Source organism: Bradyrhizobium sp. SZCCHNR1015 (genome assembly GCF_032489875.1).
Lineage (GTDB): Bacteria > Pseudomonadota > Alphaproteobacteria > Rhizobiales > Xanthobacteraceae > Bradyrhizobium.
Genome location: NZ_JAUEYW010000003.1, coordinates 162,403 through 177,500, shown reverse-complemented (window position 1 = coordinate 177,500; position 15,098 = coordinate 162,403). Strand labels below are relative to the sequence as shown.

Below are 15,098 nucleotides of genomic sequence, written 5' to 3'. Positions count from 1 at the left end.
CTGCTCGATCGGCTCGATCATGCGCGGATGCGCGGCCAGCACGCGGAAGGCGCCGTTGTAGAGGTGGGCGGCAAACGCCGTGCGCGGCGCGCCGCTCTTCTCGCGCCAGACCTCGGGCCTGTCGGCGGCATAGATCGCCTCCGCCTCGCGGGCGAGGAACGCGGTCTCCTCCGGGCCGAACAGCTCGGGCAGGAACAGCCAGCCCTCGCGATTGAAGAATGCAATCTGCTCCGGCGTCAGCTTCATGGCCTTCTCCCTCGCCTTGGTTTCCACGGATGAGGCGCCCGCTCTTTGCGCCGGGCTGCCCCTGTGCCGTGCTCCCATCCTTTCGGCCTGCCGATGGGCATCACGGCGCTTCCGCTGTCGACATTGGCAGAATCCGGGTGGATCGCAACATTCTCCAAGCCTAATTTGACTGGCAGATGATACGGGGCAGAGCGGCGATGGAGTCCGTCATGTCAGAGCACAGCTTTGCGATTTTCGAAACCGCGATCGGCCCTTGCGCGATCGCATGGGGAGCGCGCGGCATCAATGCGGTGCAACTGCCGATGGGCGGCGTCGCGCAGATCCGCATCCGGATGCAGCAGCGTTACGACGGCATCGGCGAGGCCGACCCGCCGCCGCATGTGCGGCGCACCATCACGCGGATCACGGCGCTGCTTGCCGGAGAGCCGGATGATCTCAGCGATGTCGACCTCGATCTCGACGGCGTCAGCGCGTTCCAGCGCGGCGTCTACGAGATTGCGCGCCGGATCCCGCCGGGCCGGACCCTGACCTACGGCGATATCGCCAAGCAGCTCGGCGGAGTCGAGCTGTCACGCGAGGTCGGCCAGGCACTGGGGCGCAACCCGTGCCCGATCGTGGTGCCCTGCCATCGCGTGCTGGCGGCGGGCAACAAGCCGGGCGGCTTCTCCGCCAATGGCGGTGTCGAGACCAAGCTGAAGATGCTGGCGATCGAAGGCGCCGCCGTGAACTATACGCCGAGCCTGTTCGATTGATGCGAAAGCGCGCGGCGGACGCCAGGCTCGGGCGTCAGACCGCCTCGCAGGCGAAGGCACTGCCCTTGCGCCTGATGCGGCCGACCGAGGGCGACGGGAAATGCGCCGTGCAGCACAGCGTCGCGGTGTCGCAATAACGCTCCAGGAACGTTCGTCGCGTGACAGCCGCCTGTTTCGGGTCGACGTCGAACTTCGGTGACAGTTCGGGAAGCCCGAGCTGCAACGGCGTGTGGATCAGGTCGCCGGCGAACACCGCGTCGTCTCGGCCCTTGCCCACGGCGATTGCGACATGGCCGGGCGTATGCCCCGGCGTCGGCAGCAGGCGGATATGATCGCCGATCGAGAATTCGTCGCCGACGATGTCGGCGCGCTTGGCCTCGACCACCGGCAGCACGCTGTCGGCGAATGGAGGCACCTCGGCCTTGGCGTTCTGCGCCACCCAGTAGTCATATTCGCGCTGCGCGAAGACGTAGCGCGCATTCGGAAAGGTCGGCACCCAGCGGCCATTGTCGAGCCGCGTGTTCCAGCCGACATGATCGGTGTGCAGATGGGTGCACATCACGACGTCGATGTCGTCGACCGAGACGCCGGCGGCTGCGAGCGCCCGCATATAGCTGTCGTCGCTCTTCATGTTCCAGACCGGCCGCGCGCGCGGCTTGTCGTTGCCGATGCAGCTGTCGATCAGGATGGTGTGATGAGGCGTCCTCACCACGTAGGACTGAAAGCACAGGATCAGCGTGTCCTGCGCATCGAGCGCGCCGGCCGCCTGCAGCGCGCTGCGCTCTGCCGCCAGCATCTCCGGCGTCAGCTCCGGAAACATCTCGCGCGCCGGCAGGAACGTGGTTTCCTGCTCGATGATGCGATGAATGGTCGTGTCTGCAACCGAGAATGACAGCGTCACGGCAGCTCCTGTTCGGGGATCAAGCCGCCGGCGGCACCGAGATCTTCACCGATTCGCGTTCGAGCATCTTGTTATGGAACGCGTCGAGCGCCGGAAACGCCTTGCGCCAGCCGCAATCGGCGAAGCGGAAATCGGCATAGCCGAGCACGCAGACGAGGCCGATCGCGGCGACGTCGAACGGGCGCGTCATCAGGTCGCTCTGCGCATTGAAGCGCGCCATGCCCATCCAGGCTCTGTTCCAGTGGTCGTCGGACCAGGCCCGCCAGCGCAGACCCTCCGGGCGCACCAACGCCTCGTAGCGGCACAGCAGCATGGAATCGAGCATGCCCTGCAGCATCGAATGCTCGCTCTTGACCTTCCAGCGCGACGGGCCGGAGGCGGGGATCAGCTTGTTGCCGCCGGCGAGCTCGTCGAGATATTCGACGATCACGTAGGAATCCAGGATGACGTCGCCATTGTCGAGGATCAGCACCGGCAGCTTCTTCAGCGGCGTGATCTTCGAATATTCCTCGTTGGCCTGGCCCGGCACCACGGCTGCAGGCGCGAACTCGATTTGATCGATCAGGCCGAGCTCGATGGCGGCGATGCGCACCTTGCGGGCGAACGGCGAGGCTGGCGAGAAGGTGAGTTTCATCGGCGTCTTCCTGTTGGCTCGATGCGGATTGTTATCCGTCATTGCGAGGAGCGAAGCGACGAAGCAATCCAGAGCCGCGCGTGACGCCCTGGATTGCTTCGCTTCGCTCGCAATGACGGTGTTCTGGGCTCAGACCTCGATGATCTCCTGGCGCTGCTCGCCGAGGCGCTCGATGCCGAGCGTGACGACGTCGCCGACGTTGAGGAAGGTCGGCGGCTTCATTCCCATGCCGACGCCGGGAGGCGTGCCGGTGGTGACGATGTCGCCGGGCAGCAGCGTCATGAACTGCGAGACGTAGGAGATGCACTTGGCCATCGAGAAGATCATCGTCGCGGTGGTGCCGGTCTGGCGGCGCTGGCCGTTGACGTCGAGCCACATCGACAGGTTCTGCACGTCCGGGATCTCGTCCTTGGTGACGAGCCACGGGCCGACCGGACCGAACGTGTCGTGCGACTTGCCCTTGGTCCACTGGCCCAGGCGCTCGATCTGGAAGTTGCGCTCGGAGACGTCGTTGCAGATGGTGTAGCCGGCGACGTGGTTGAGCGCCTCGGCCTCCGAGACGTATTTGGCGCGGGTGCCGATGATCGCGGCGATCTCGACCTCCCAGTCGAGCTTGGTGGAGCCGCGCGGCTTCTCGACCTGGTCATAGGGACCGCACAGCGCGGTGTTGGCCTTCAGGAAGAAGATCGGCTCGGCCGGGATCGGGTTGCCGGTCTCCTTGGCGTGGTCGGAGTAGTTGAGGCCGATCGCGACGAATTTCGAGATGCCGGTCACGGGGGCGCCGAGCCGCGGCTTGCCGGCGACGGCGGGCAGGGAGGCCGGATCGAGCGCGGCGAGCTTCTTCAGGGACTCCGGCGCATAGGCCGCACCGTCGAGGTCCTTCACATGCGCGGACAGGTCGCGCAGCTGGCCGGATGCATCGATCAGGCCCGGCTTTTCCGCGCCCTTCTCGCCGTAGCGAACAAGCTTCATTGGTTTCTCTCCCTCAATTCCTTGGTATTCCAGAGCCCTGTCATGGAGCATGGCGGGGCGAAATTCAACCTCGCGGGCTATGCGCTGCCGCGGCCCGGCACTGCCTGGAAGCGGAAGGTGGCGCCGTTGCGCCGGATATGGCCGGCATCGAAATGGCCGCCGATCACCAGCGCCTCAGTGTCGGCGAAGCGCGAGAACAGCGCCCGGCGCGTGGCGGCCGCCTGCGCCGGATCGGAATCGACCGTCGAACTCCAATCGAGATGCGCCATCTGGCAGGGATGGTGGGCGACGTCCCCGGTCAGCACGGCCTCCGCTCCCTCCGAGCGGATGTGCAGGCTGACATGACCCGGGCTGTGCCCCGGCGTCGGGATCAGCGTGATTTCGTCGGTGATCACATCCTCGCTTCCGACGAGCTCCGCGCGTCCGGCCGCGACGATCGGCTGGACGGAATCGGCGAAGGTCGCGGTCTCGTCGGCGGCCTCGCTGTGATCGCGCCAATGCTCATATTCCGCGCGGCCGAAGACATAGCGCGCATTGGGAAAGGTCGGCCCCCAGCGGCCGTCGACCAGCTTCGTATTCCAGCCGACGTGGTCGACGTGGAGATGCGTGCAGATCACCATGTCGATGCTCTCAGGCGGAAAGCCGGCCGCGCTTATCGTCTCGAGGAAGGGCATGGTCCGGTTGTTCCAGATTGGCACGCTGCGGCCCTGCTTGTCGTTGCCGAGCCCGGTGTCGACCACGATCCGCATCGTCGGTGTTTCCAGCACCAGGGTGTGGATCGACATCTTCAGCCGACCTTCATCGGTCGCAAAATCGGGCGTGAGCCAGGACAGCTCGCGGATCGTCTCGGGTGTTGCCTGCGGCAGGATGAAGCGGGTGCCGCCGACGGTCTCCAGCTCGACGAATTTGGTGATCCTGACCCGGCCGATCGTCCAAGACATGCGCGCTTCCTCGTCTTATTCTTGATGCCGGTAACGATGCCGCGCGGCTTGTTCCGGCGCAATGGATCAACTGCCCGGAACAGGCGTTGCTGCAGTCCGTCCATGAGGAGAACGCCATGCCAGAGCTGACGATATCGCCCGAGAAGGTTGCCTTCCTGATCGAAAAGGCGCGCGAGTTCGACGTCAAGGAGCAGGCGACCGATGAGGATTCCGGCTCGAATGCCGCCGATGACGACATGGTCGACGTGCTCCAGGACAGCGGCGATGATCCCGTGGTGCGCGAGATCACCGGCTTCATCAACGCGATGACCGAGGACGAGCAGACCGATCTCGTCGCCTTGATGCGGCTCGGTCGCGGCGACGGCGATATCGACGAGTGGGACGAGCTGCGCCGCGAGGCCGCCGGCCAGCGCGACCGCCACACCGCGCGCTATCTGCTGGGCGAGCCGATGCTCGGCGACCTGCTGGCCGAGGGCCTCGATGCGTTCGGCATCGACTGGACCGAAGGCCGCACCACGGCGGATTCGTCGAGCCCGAGCCAGCGCGACGAGGACGAGATCACGAAGCGGTAGGTCTTTGCAGATCAGGGCAGGTAACTACTACGCAATAGTGACCGCAGGCTTTCCAGCTAAGAGTCGAGCGCTCTCCGCGACGCCGGTGCGCTCCCTCTCCCCGTTCTTCACGGGGAGAGGGGTGGGGTGAGGGGCAGCCGCCATTGGCGCTAACTTACCAAATTAACGCTTGGTATTCTCGTTTTCTTGGCGGCTCTCGGAGATGGCGTTGAATGTTCCGCGCAGCGGCCCGCAACGTTTGCACGTCGGGTTTGGGGATGACGGCGTCGACGAGGGCCTCGACGATCAAGCGCAATAGGCGCCAGACGCCGTTCTTCACGCGGCCTCCCGGCGGGGAGAGTCACCGAGATGTTCCGCGATGAGCGGCTCGGTCAGCAGCGCCAGCAGAAGATGACAGAGGATGTGCGCTCTCGCACTCCTGGGATCCTCGCCCGGTGGTCGCGCGAGGCCGATACTGCTCTTGAGATGCTTGAAGGCGATCTCGATGCGCCACCGCAATCGATAGAGGCTGCTGATTGCTGGAAGTGGATATTCATCGCGATCGAGCGAGGTGATGATGATGACCCATTCGGCCGCGACCAACGTCTCGGGCTGCAGCTTGCGGCCCATGTCTCGTGCCCGGCGCGTGATCTTTTCGATCGTGGCATCGCGCGCCTGCTTCGGCTTTCGGATCGCCACCAGACGTAATGCGATAGGCTCTTTCGCCGAAGCCTTGATCCAGACGGGCCGATCAACCAGTCCCTTGCCACGCGACTTTTTTAGCAGAGCAATGAGATCGAGACGGTTCGCGTCGGCGTCGAGCCAACGAGCGCCATTCCATTTGGCGCGCACTACGATATCAGCGCTTTCAGCAAGCACCTTGGCGACCCGATCGGGCTGCAGATAGGCACGATCGCCGACGCGAATTTCGCCCGGCACGACACCGGCGCGATCGATGACCTCGCCCTCGCTCTCATCCGTCAGTTCGAAGGCGGTAAAGCGTTCGCTCGCCAGATCGAAAGCTGAATGTATCCGCCATACGCCGCCGGATTCGCGATCATTGCGGCCGGCTTTTGCCACCGCCGTGGCATCCACAAGACGGACCGGTCGGCCTTTCGCCGCGGCCAGGCAGGTCTCACCTGCGCTCCCAACGAGCAGCCGGCTGACCAGTTGTTCGAGCCAATCCGCCGAGTTGCGTAGCCGCTTGAGAAGCGCGACATTCGACAATGAAGCAAGTCCCATCGCCTCAGCCCATGCGGCGGTCAATCGCAGCCCGCGCGTCCCCCAACAATACGCGAGCACCAGCCGCAGCTGATCCACGGCACATTCGACCTTGCGGGCTCGTTTGAAAGCCCCAAATTCCCGAGCCTCATGCTCAAGCAGGTCAGCGCCGCCCAACCGAGCGATAGTGCGCAGCCATTCGGCGTTCGAAAGCGATTCGTCAGTCACTCGACCGAGGAATCATCCATTTCCGGCAGCAAAATGGTAAGTTAGCGCCAATGGGGGCAGCCGCACGGGAGGTGTCAGAGGGCAAACGCTCGGGGAGTGTTCGTGGTGAGGCCTGTACCCCCTTCACCCGGATCGCATCTGGCGATGCGATCCGACCTCTCCCCGCACGCGGGGAGAGGCGCAGAGCGAGCGAGTCGCGAGAGACCTCTGCACTCCAACGTTTCCCGCAATACGCCGCTTAAAGCGTGCCCGGAAACGCGCCGCCGTCGAGCAAAATGTTCTGCCCGGTGATGTAGCCGGCCTTGGCGCCGCACAGGAAGGCGCAGGCGAGGCCGAACTCTTCGGGATCGCCGAAGCGGCCGGCGGGATTGGTCTTGGCGCGGTCGGCCAGGATCTGCTCCGGCGTGACGCCGCGCTTTTCGGCTTCGCCCTTTGCCGTGGAGAGCAGGCGGTCGGTCTCGAACGGCCCCGGCAGCAGCGCATTGATGGTGACGTTGTTGATCACGGTCTTGCGCGACAGGCCGGCGACGAAGCCGGTGAGGCCGGCGCGGGCGCCGTTGGAGAGGCCGAGAATGTCGATCGGCGCCTTCACCGCGGCCGAGGTGATGTTGACGATGCGGCCGAACTTGCGCGCCATCATGCCGTCGACGGTCGCCTTGATCAGCTCGATCGGCGTCAGCATGTTGGCGTCGAGCGCCTTGATCCAGTCGTCGCGGGTCCAGTTGCGGAAATCGCCGGGCGGCGGGCCGCCGGCGTTGTTGATCAGGATGTCCGGGTCCGGGCAGGCCTTCAGCACCGCGGCGCGGCCTTCCGGCGTGGTGATGTCGCCCGCCACTTCCGTCACGGTGATGCCGGGGTTGGCCGCGCGGATCTCGGCCGCGGTCTTGGCCAGCGCCTCGGCGCCGCGCGCCGTGATCGTGATATGCACGCCCTCATTGGCGAGCGCGATGGCGCAGGCCCGGCCCAAACCCTTGCTGGAGGCACAGACGATGGCGCGGCGGCCCTTGATCCCGAGATCCACGATTGATCACTCCGATATGTCAGTGAGGCTGAAAGGAAGATGGGCGCATTCTAGCCAACGGCATTGCCGCTGATAAGAGCAGCCGGCCTGTGCCGAATTGCATGGCTCGCTATGACGGGAGAGGCGCCGCCGGGTCGGTCAGATGCGCCGTTCCTGCTTCAGCCGGTCGATCAGGCTTGCGACCTCCGGAGGCAGCGAGCGGAATCCCTTTGCGCCTGCGAGCGAGAGCATCGGACGCAGGCGTGATCCGTCGAGGAAGCGCGGCTGGCGCTCGGGAGGAACGATCCTGTCGAACACCAGCACCAGCGTGGTCGCGACCATGCCGGTGCGGACCGCACCCAGCAGCGCGCCGCCGAGCCGGTCGCCAAAGCCGGCCTCGGAACCTATCGCCTCGTCGAGCAGGATGCGACCGATCTTGCCCAGCGCCATGCCGATCACGACGAAGGCGGCGAAGAACTGCAGCCAGTTCTGGGCCAGCGGAGTGCCGTGCGCGTCTTGCAGCTGCGGGCTCATCGCTGCGACCGCCCCCATCGCCAGCGGCATCGCGAGCAGATAGGCCAGAATCGTGATGGCGCTGCGCAACAGCCCGGTCGAGAAGCCGCTGTAGACGGCAACCATCAGTGCGGCACAAGCGGCGAGGTCGAAAGCGTTCATGGTTGCTCCGCCGCGGTTGTAGGCCGCGCCCGGTAAACGATTCCGGTTTGCGCTGCTTCAAATCGTCTGTATCAATGCGCCGCAACAAATGAGCAAATCGTGGGAGGAACCATGTCCGAGCTGTTCGACGTCAGCCGCGAGGTGATCCTGATCACCGGCGCGAGCCAGGGTCTCGGGCGGCAGTTCGCCCGGGTTCTATCGGCGCATGGCGCCGCCGTCGCGCTCGCGGCACGCCAGACCGGCAAGCTCAAGGCGCTGGAGGCGGAGATCAGGGCGAGGGGCGGTCGCGCTGCCGCCGTGGAGATGGACGTGACGAGCATGGCGTCGATCGCCAGGGGCATGGACGCCGCCGAGGCCGCGCTCGGGCCCGTCACGGTGCTGATCAACAATGCCGGCATCGCCGTGGAGAAGCTCGCGGTCGAGCAGAGCGAGGCGGATTGGGACGCCGTGATCGGCGCCAATCTCAAGGGCGCCTATTTCGCCGCAACCGAAGCGGCGCGGCGCATGGCCGCGCGCAAGGCCGGCGGCAACATCATCAACATCGCCTCGGTGCTCGGCTTCAGCGTCGTGAAGTTCATCTCGCCCTATGCGATCTCCAAGGCCGGCGTGGTACAGGCGACCAAGGCGCTCGCGCTGGAGCTCGCGGCGAGCGGCATCCGCGTCAACGCACTGGCGCCGGGCTACATCGACACCGACATCAATCACGAGGTCTGGGAGACGCCGGCGGGCGAGAAGCTGATCAAGCGCATCCCGCAGCGGCGCGTCGGCCATGAGAGCGACCTCGACGGCGCGATCCTGCTGCTGGCGTCCAACGCTTCGCGCTACATGACCGGCAGCGTGGTGACGGTGGACGGCGGCTTCCTGCTGACGTGAGGCCCGGCTGATCCGCAGGTCGATTTCCCACGATGGCGAGCGGTCTCAGCCCTTCAGCTCGTCCTTGATCATGTCGGCGGCCTTCTCGCCGATCATGATCGTCGGCGCATTGGTGTTGCCGCCGATCAGGGTCGGCATGATCGAGGCGTCGACCACGCGCAGGCCGGACGTTCCGTGCACCTTCAATTCGGGATCGACCACGGCGAGCGGATCGTCGACGCCCATCTTGCAGGTGCCGACGGGATGATAGACCGTATCGACGCGGGCTCGCAGGATGGCGCGGATGTCGTCGTCGGTCCTGACATCCGAGGTGAACAGGTCACGCGTGGCGAGGCTGCGCATGGCCGGCGTCTCCATCAGCCGCAGCGTCGTCTTGTAGCCGGCGACCATGGTCTCGACATCGTCGGCCTCGCCGAGGAAGTTCGGATCGATCAACGGCGGCGCCAGCGGATCGGCACTCTTCAGTCCCACCGTGCCGCGGCTCTTCGGCCGGAGCAGACAGAAGTGGCAGGAGAAGCCGTTGCCGTGGCGCTTGCGGCCGTGATCGTCGGTGACGGCCATGCCGAAATGCAGCTGGATGTCGGGCACGTCGAGATCAGGCCGCGTCTTCAGGAAGCCGCCGCATTCGGCGAAATTCGAGGTCAGGACGCCGCGGCGCTCGCGGCGATATTGGCCGATGCCCGCCAGCAGCCGGCGCAGGCCTTTCGGCGACAGCGAGGAGAAGTTGGGGTTGTCGGAGGTGTAAGCGAAGATGAAATCTGGATGGTCCTGCAGGTTCTGTCCGACGCCGGGCAGATGATGGATGCTGGCGATGCCGAGCCGCGCCAGCGCGCTTGCATCTCCGACGCCGGAGAGCATCAGCAATTGCGGGGTCTGGAACGCGCCGGAGGCGAGGATCACTTCGCGGCGGCAGCGGATCTCCTTGACGTCCTTGCCCTGGCGATACTTGACGCCGACGGCGCGCTTGCCCTCGAACAGGATCATCGACGCATGGGCCGAGGTCTCGACGCGCAGGTTGCTGCGGCTGCCGATGTGCGGCTGGATGTAGGCCCGTGCCGCGCTCCAGCGCTCGCCATTGGCTTGCGTGACCTGATAGAGGCCGAGCCCTTCCTGCGTCTCGGCATTGAAGTCGTCGCGGACCGGAAACTGCGCTTCGCGCGCCGCCTGGAGAAAGATGTCGTGCACGGGATTGTCGGTGCGCAGCCGGTTGACCGGCAGCGGTCCCGATTGGCCGTGATATGCGCCGTTGAACTCGGCATTGTTCTCGGCGCGCTTGAAGTAGGGCAGCACGTCGTCATACGACCAGCCGGTATTGCCGAGGGAAGCCCAATGATCGTAGTCGGCGCGATGGCCGCGGATGTAGACCATGGCATTGATCGCCGAGGAGCCGCCGAGTCCGCGGCCGCGCGGCTGATAGCCGATGCGCCCGTCGAGGCCCTTCTGCGGCACGGTGGTGAAGGACCAGTTGTTGACGGGGCCCGCGACCATCAGGAACAGCATGTAGGGCGTGGTCACGATCCAGTTGTCGTTGCGTCCGCCGGCGTCCAGCAGCGCCACGGACGTCGCCGGATCCTCCGACAGGCGGCCGGCAACCGTTGCGCCGCCGCTGCCGCCGCCCACGACGATGAAATCGACCTCGTCCGTCACGCATCTCTCCCTGACGTTGTTTGCTTGTTGTTTGAATGTCATTCCGGGGCGGCGCCGTGCGCGGATGGCGAAACCATCGTCGCGGAGTCCGCTCCCGAAATGATGATTGACTGGCTAGGACAGGAATCGCAGCAGCTTTTCGATCCGGGCGATGCTGGCGCCGTAAGGTGGATAGAGATCCTTCATCCGGTTGAAGGGCGAGCGGTAGAACACCGGCTTCAGCTTGCTGAAGCTGTTGAAGCCCCATTCGCCGTGATAGTGGCCGATGCCGGAGGCGCCGACGCCGCCCATCGGCTGATTCATCTGCGCAAAATGCAGAAGGCAGTCGTTGATGGTGACCCCGCCGGAGACGGTGCGCGCCAGCACCGCGTCGCGCGCCGCCGCGTCGCTGCCAAACCAGTACAGCGCAAGCGGCCGGTCGTGGGCATTGATGTGGCGGATGACGTCGTCGGATTGCCGATAGGGCATGATCGGCAGCAGCGGGCCGAAGATCTCCTCCTGCATGATCGCCATGTCCGCGCTCGCACCCGTCACGATCGTCGGCGGAAACTTCCGCAGTTTCTTCCAGGCCGGATCCTCCGGGCTGGTCGTGCTCAGCGTCCTGGCGCCGCGCGCGATCGCGTCGCGCAGCAATCCTTCCAGCCGGGCATAGTGCCGCTCGGAGATGATCGACGTGTAGTCGGCATTGGCCGGGTTGGTGCCGAACATCCGCAGCATGTGCCGGTGCAGCTTGCTCGCGAACGCGTCCGCGTGCTGCTCGGGCACGAACACGTAGTCCGGCGCGATGCAGGTCTGGCCGGCGTTGAGCAGCTTGGCATAGGCGATACGCTCGGCGGCCTCGTCGATGTTGGCGGAGGCGTCGACGATGGTCGGTGACTTGCCGCCGAGCTCGAGCGTCACCGGGGTCAGGTTGCGCCCGGCGGCCTCGGCGACGATGCGGCCGACGCGGGTCGAGCCGGTGAAGACCAGATGATCGAACGGCAGCCCGGCAAAGGCCTCCGCGACGCCGTCCTCGATGCCGGTGACGGTGAGCTGGGCCGGATCGAAATTCGCCGCGATGAGCTCCTTGAGCAGCGCGGAGAAGTGCGGCGTCAGCTCGCTCGGCTTGATCATGACCCGGTTGCCGGCGGCGAGCGCGCCGATTGCCGGGGCCAGAGTCAGCTGCAGCGGGTAGTTCCAGGGCGCGATGATGCCGACCACGCCGAGCGGCTGCGGCATCAGGCGGTTGCGCGCCGGCCAGAACTGCAGCGCGGTGGCGATGCGTCGCGGCGCCATCCAGCGCGGCAGCGCCTTGAGCGTGTGCCTGATCTCAGCCTGCAGGAACAGCGTCTCGGCAATCGTCGTCTCGACCGCGCAGCGGTGGCCGAAATCGGCTGAGATCTCCTGCTCCAGGCGGGTCTCATTCTCCGACAGCATGGCCCGCAGCCGCTTCAGGCCGTCCAGCCGTGCTGCGAGGGCGGGCGGAGGCGCATTGCGTGAGGCTTCGACCTGCGTGTGGAACGCGTTGTCGAGCGCCGAGAGGGCGGGGCTCTTCAGGGACTGGTCCATGGACGTCTCCTCGCGTGTAGCGCGGCCGCGTGCAGGGCCGTCATTCTGGTTTGCTTAAAGCTGCCGCGTTGCGGAACCCTTGGCAAGCGCGGCGTCGGTTTCGCACCGCCTGGCGCGCGCGTGGAGCCGATCCGTCGTCGGTCCCTGCCGCCGCCCTTCGAGGAACTTTTTCCTTGTCCCCAGCCGGCGCCGTGCCCCTGGTCCCGGCCGGCAAACAGGCCGCCACATAAGCGTCTGTCATATCGATGTAATTTCTGAAATGAGTCCCGCGACAAGCGGTGTCACAATCCGGCAAAAAAATTCCCGAAAGCCCTTTCCAAACCGGCCTCGCATTGGTACATACCGCCCGCACCCGACGGCCGGCTAGGCCAACGGGCTCAAGCCTTCTCAGGAAGCCTTTGGGATGGATCGGCAGCGCCTCAGGTGTCTGCCAGGACCGCCCGGCACTTCCCTGAAGGTGACGCACAAGTTAACGCGGGGTGGAGCAGCCCGGTAGCTCGTCAGGCTCATAACCTGAAGGTCATAGGTTCAAATCCTATCCCCGCAACCATTGAGACCGACACTCCCGTAGCCGATGAGGCTGCGGGAGTTTTTGGTTTGTGCCTCTGCATCCCTGTTTCATCCCGGTAAGCTGCTGTGCAGCTGAGGAGGACGGTGCCGCCTTCCTCGTGAAGCGCGGCGTCGGACGATCCGAGGATTATCAGGGGGACTGCGCTCCAGACGGGCCACTGGGAGTGGGCAGTCAATTTGCGAAGCTTGCGTTGAACTGAAAGCGTTGAGGGAACGGACGAAATCCACGGTCCGCTTGCCTGCGGCACAGCGTCATTGGCCAGCCGTGGGAGCAAGTTCGCACATTGCGCGAGCGTAGCCGCTCGTCACGATGTCAGACGCAGCAGGTTGCGCACGGCAGGGCGCCATTCGCCGGTCATGGTGTATTCGAGGCCGAGACGTGCGCCGCAGGTGATCGCCAGCATCGTCAGCGGTGCCGAGACCGCCAGCGTCGAGAAGGCCGAGAGGCCCTGTCCGATCGTGCAGCCCATCGACATGATGCCGCCGGTGCCCATCAGCAGTGCGCCGGTCATGTGACGCTTCAGCTCGCGCGCGTCGTCGCAGGCTTCCCAGCGGAAAACGCGCGAAAACATCGCCGCGACGAACGAGCCCAGGATCACGCCGGCGACCGAGCCGATCGCGAAGTCGGCGTGCGTGCCCGAAAGCGTGGCGATGTAGAGCACGGTGTTGCCGAGCGGGGCAACGAAGGTGAGGGATGCCACGCGCGCCGGATCGAAATCGTCATTGCCGAGCCAGCTGGTGGCGAACCAGCCGAACGCCACCGCGAAGCCCACGGCGAGGCCGGATAGCAGCAGGCGCGGCGATCTCACGAGGCGCCCGTCGGCCAGTGCCCAGGCCGCGAGCGCAACTGCTGCGACGGATACGGTCAGCGGCCGCGCATATGAGCCGAGTGCGGACGACAGCAGCGCATCCATGCCCTGGGTCATGGTCTCGGGCAGGCGGATGGAGAGCGGCTCGATCAGCGAGATGCGCAGGAATCCCGTGAGCCCGCGCATCGCGGCTAGGGCCGACACGCCCAGCACCAGGAACACGACGATGGCGCGCAGGTCGCCGCCGCCGATCCGGACCAGCGTGCCGAAGCCGCAGGTGCCGACGAGGGCCATCCCGATTCCGAACAACAAGCCGCCGATGATGGCGCCGCCGAGCGGAATCGAGGATGTCAAATAGATCGAGCGCGACAGGTCGATCAGGCCGAAGCTGGCGAGCAACTGGGTTGCGACCAGCGCCACCGCGGCCGCGAGCGCGAACGATTTGAGCCGGCGGGTATCGGCGCCGAAGAACGCGTCCTCCAGCATCGCGAGCGTACAGAAGCGGCCGGCGCGGCCGGCGACGCCGAGGACGGCGCCCGCGAGCAGCCCACACATGAACGTCAGTGCTGACGGGCCGAGCATTCCTCTCCGACGTCCTCGTTGGTTTCCCGGTATTGTGCTCCAGGAACGGCGGGGACGCCAGACCTCTTGCGCCGCTACAGGGCGCGCCGATGCGAAGCCCGAGACCGCGAGGGCGAACCTGTCAGCGGCGGCGCTTGCGGACCGGCTCGCAATAGACGTCGTAGATCGCCGTCAGGATCTTGCGGACATCTTCGCTCGCAAGGCTGTAGTAGATCGTCTTGCCGTCGCGCCGCGTCGTGACCAGCCGGTCGAGCCTGAGACGGGCGAGCTGCTGCGAGACGGTCGACTGCCGCTCGCCCAGGAACTGCTCGAGCTCGGTGACGGATTTTTCGCCTTCGGCGAGGATACAGAGCAGCAAAAGCCGGGACTCGTGGGACAGCGCCTTCAGCATCTCGCTGGCTTCCCGCGCCTTCTCGATCATCTGCTCGAGCTCGGCAGAGGTTTCGATGTCCTTCAAGTTCGGCAGCGGCATGAATTCGGGATCCCTCGGTTGGCGTCAGGAGCGGGCCGGCGCCCCGCTTGTAGCATTCATTATACGACCCAGCATCCCAAAGAAAAACGCGTCGCCGGGATAGCCGCGGATGCGTCCGATCTCGCGGCCCTGATCGACCACCACGAAGGTCGGGGTGAACGCTCCCGGATCGATACCGGACAGGTCCGTCGGCAGCGGCTTGGCAAGGTTGACCCGTCGCAGCGGCAGCGCGCGCCCCTCGTCAGTCTTGTCGTAGATCGGACCGATTTCCGCGTTGAAGCGGGCGCACCAGCCGCAGCCCGGACGTTCGAACATCACGAGCTCGGAGGCGAAAGCCGGCGACGAGAGGCAAATGCCGGTCACCACCGCTCCTGCGAGCGTTGCGAATCCGCGCGATGCAGTTCTGCCGGTCATGCCGAGATCCTCTCTGGACTTGTCGGCCAATCTATCATTAAATTCGAATATGTACTAGTGCG

16 protein-coding genes and 1 tRNA gene (1 of these 17 running past the window's edge) are annotated in these 15,098 nt (G+C 65.6%); 4 read left to right on the top strand and 13 right to left on the bottom strand.

The features are described 5' to 3' along the window. Positions 1–246 carry the beginning of a phytanoyl-CoA dioxygenase family protein gene (locus QX128_RS07335; protein ID WP_316237070.1) on the bottom strand. 555 nt of this gene lie to the left of the window's left edge, so the window shows 246 of its 801 coding nt (coding positions 1–246); its start codon is at positions 244–246; its stop codon lies off the left edge, out of view. Positions 247–455: 209 nt separating this feature from the next. Here QX128_RS07335 and QX128_RS07330 point away from each other — a divergent pair, with 209 nt between their 5' ends. Further along, the gene (locus QX128_RS07330) at positions 456–998 is read left to right on the top strand and encodes a methylated-DNA--[protein]-cysteine S-methyltransferase (protein ID WP_315805516.1); all 543 of its coding nucleotides are present in this window, start codon (positions 456–458) and stop codon (positions 996–998) included. A gap of 34 nt (positions 999–1,032) precedes the next feature. Here the strand turns inward: QX128_RS07330 and QX128_RS07325 are convergent, their stop codons facing one another. The 4 genes from QX128_RS07325 to QX128_RS07310 form a co-directional block, all read right to left on the bottom strand. Beyond that, positions 1,033–1,899, bottom strand: coding sequence for an MBL fold metallo-hydrolase (locus QX128_RS07325; RefSeq protein WP_316237069.1), 867 nt, complete (start codon positions 1,897–1,899; stop codon positions 1,033–1,035). Positions 1,900–1,918: 19 nt separating this feature from the next. Continuing rightward, entirely contained in the window at positions 1,919–2,533 is a 615-nt protein-coding gene (locus QX128_RS07320) for a glutathione S-transferase family protein (protein WP_316237068.1), read from the bottom strand. 129 nt (positions 2,534–2,662) lie between these two features. Beyond that, on the bottom strand, positions 2,663–3,505 hold the full coding sequence (locus QX128_RS07315) for a fumarylacetoacetate hydrolase family protein (RefSeq protein ID WP_316237067.1): 843 nt from the start codon (positions 3,503–3,505) through the stop codon (positions 2,663–2,665). Between the two features lie 77 nt (positions 3,506–3,582). Continuing rightward, positions 3,583–4,446 carry an MBL fold metallo-hydrolase gene (locus tag QX128_RS07310; protein ID WP_316183595.1) on the bottom strand — a complete coding sequence of 288 codons (864 nt, stop codon included), beginning with the start codon at positions 4,444–4,446 and terminating at the stop codon, positions 3,583–3,585. Between the two features lie 116 nt (positions 4,447–4,562). Between QX128_RS07310 and QX128_RS07305 the strand changes: the two genes are divergently transcribed. Continuing rightward, positions 4,563–5,018, top strand: coding sequence for a DUF3775 domain-containing protein (locus QX128_RS07305; protein ID WP_315805511.1), 456 nt, complete (start codon positions 4,563–4,565; stop codon positions 5,016–5,018). 315 nt (positions 5,019–5,333) lie between these two features. On the opposite strand, the gene QX128_RS07300 is transcribed toward QX128_RS07305, so the two are convergent. The 3 genes from QX128_RS07300 to QX128_RS07290 form a co-directional block, all read right to left on the bottom strand. Further along, positions 5,334–6,446 (bottom strand): IS4 family transposase, encoded by a 1,113-nt coding sequence (locus QX128_RS07300; protein WP_316216447.1) that lies wholly within the window; start codon positions 6,444–6,446, stop codon positions 5,334–5,336. A 238-nt stretch (positions 6,447–6,684) separates the two neighbouring features. Continuing rightward, entirely contained in the window at positions 6,685–7,467 is a 783-nt protein-coding gene (locus QX128_RS07295) for an SDR family oxidoreductase (RefSeq protein ID WP_316237066.1), read from the bottom strand. A gap of 138 nt (positions 7,468–7,605) precedes the next feature. Next, positions 7,606–8,121, bottom strand: a complete 516-nt coding sequence (locus QX128_RS07290) for a CvpA family protein (RefSeq protein ID WP_315805509.1) — start codon at positions 8,119–8,121, stop codon at positions 7,606–7,608. 111 nt (positions 8,122–8,232) lie between these two features. On the opposite strand from QX128_RS07290, the gene QX128_RS07285 reads away from it, so the two are divergent. Continuing rightward, a complete protein-coding gene (locus tag QX128_RS07285) occupies positions 8,233–8,994 on the top strand; it encodes an SDR family oxidoreductase (RefSeq protein WP_316217973.1) in 762 nt (253 codons plus the stop codon). Between the two features lie 45 nt (positions 8,995–9,039). Here the strand turns inward: QX128_RS07285 and QX128_RS07280 are convergent, their stop codons facing one another. Together QX128_RS07280 and QX128_RS07275 are read right to left on the bottom strand one after the other, a co-directional pair. After that, the gene (locus QX128_RS07280; RefSeq protein WP_316237065.1) at positions 9,040–10,641 is read right to left on the bottom strand and encodes a GMC family oxidoreductase; all 1,602 of its coding nucleotides are present in this window, start codon (positions 10,639–10,641) and stop codon (positions 9,040–9,042) included. Between the two features lie 114 nt (positions 10,642–10,755). Then, the gene (locus QX128_RS07275; protein WP_316237064.1) at positions 10,756–12,189 is read right to left on the bottom strand and encodes a coniferyl aldehyde dehydrogenase; all 1,434 of its coding nucleotides are present in this window, start codon (positions 12,187–12,189) and stop codon (positions 10,756–10,758) included. A 473-nt stretch (positions 12,190–12,662) separates the two neighbouring features. Here QX128_RS07275 and QX128_RS07270 point away from each other — a divergent pair. Then, positions 12,663–12,739, top strand: a tRNA-Met gene (locus QX128_RS07270). 325 nt (positions 12,740–13,064) lie between these two features. Here the strand turns inward: QX128_RS07270 and QX128_RS07265 are convergent. From QX128_RS07265 to QX128_RS07255, 3 genes are all read right to left on the bottom strand, one after another. After that, complete coding sequence (locus QX128_RS07265) at positions 13,065–14,150, bottom strand: YeeE/YedE family protein (protein WP_315805489.1); 1,086 nt, start codon at positions 14,148–14,150, stop codon at positions 13,065–13,067. Positions 14,151–14,271: 121 nt separating this feature from the next. After that, entirely contained in the window at positions 14,272–14,622 is a 351-nt protein-coding gene (locus QX128_RS07260) for a metalloregulator ArsR/SmtB family transcription factor (protein ID WP_315805488.1), read from the bottom strand. Between the two features lie 24 nt (positions 14,623–14,646). Beyond that, positions 14,647–15,036 carry a thioredoxin gene (locus QX128_RS07255; protein ID WP_316237063.1) on the bottom strand — a complete coding sequence of 130 codons (390 nt, stop codon included), beginning with the start codon at positions 15,034–15,036 and terminating at the stop codon, positions 14,647–14,649. Between the last annotated feature and the right edge of the window lie 62 nt (positions 15,037–15,098).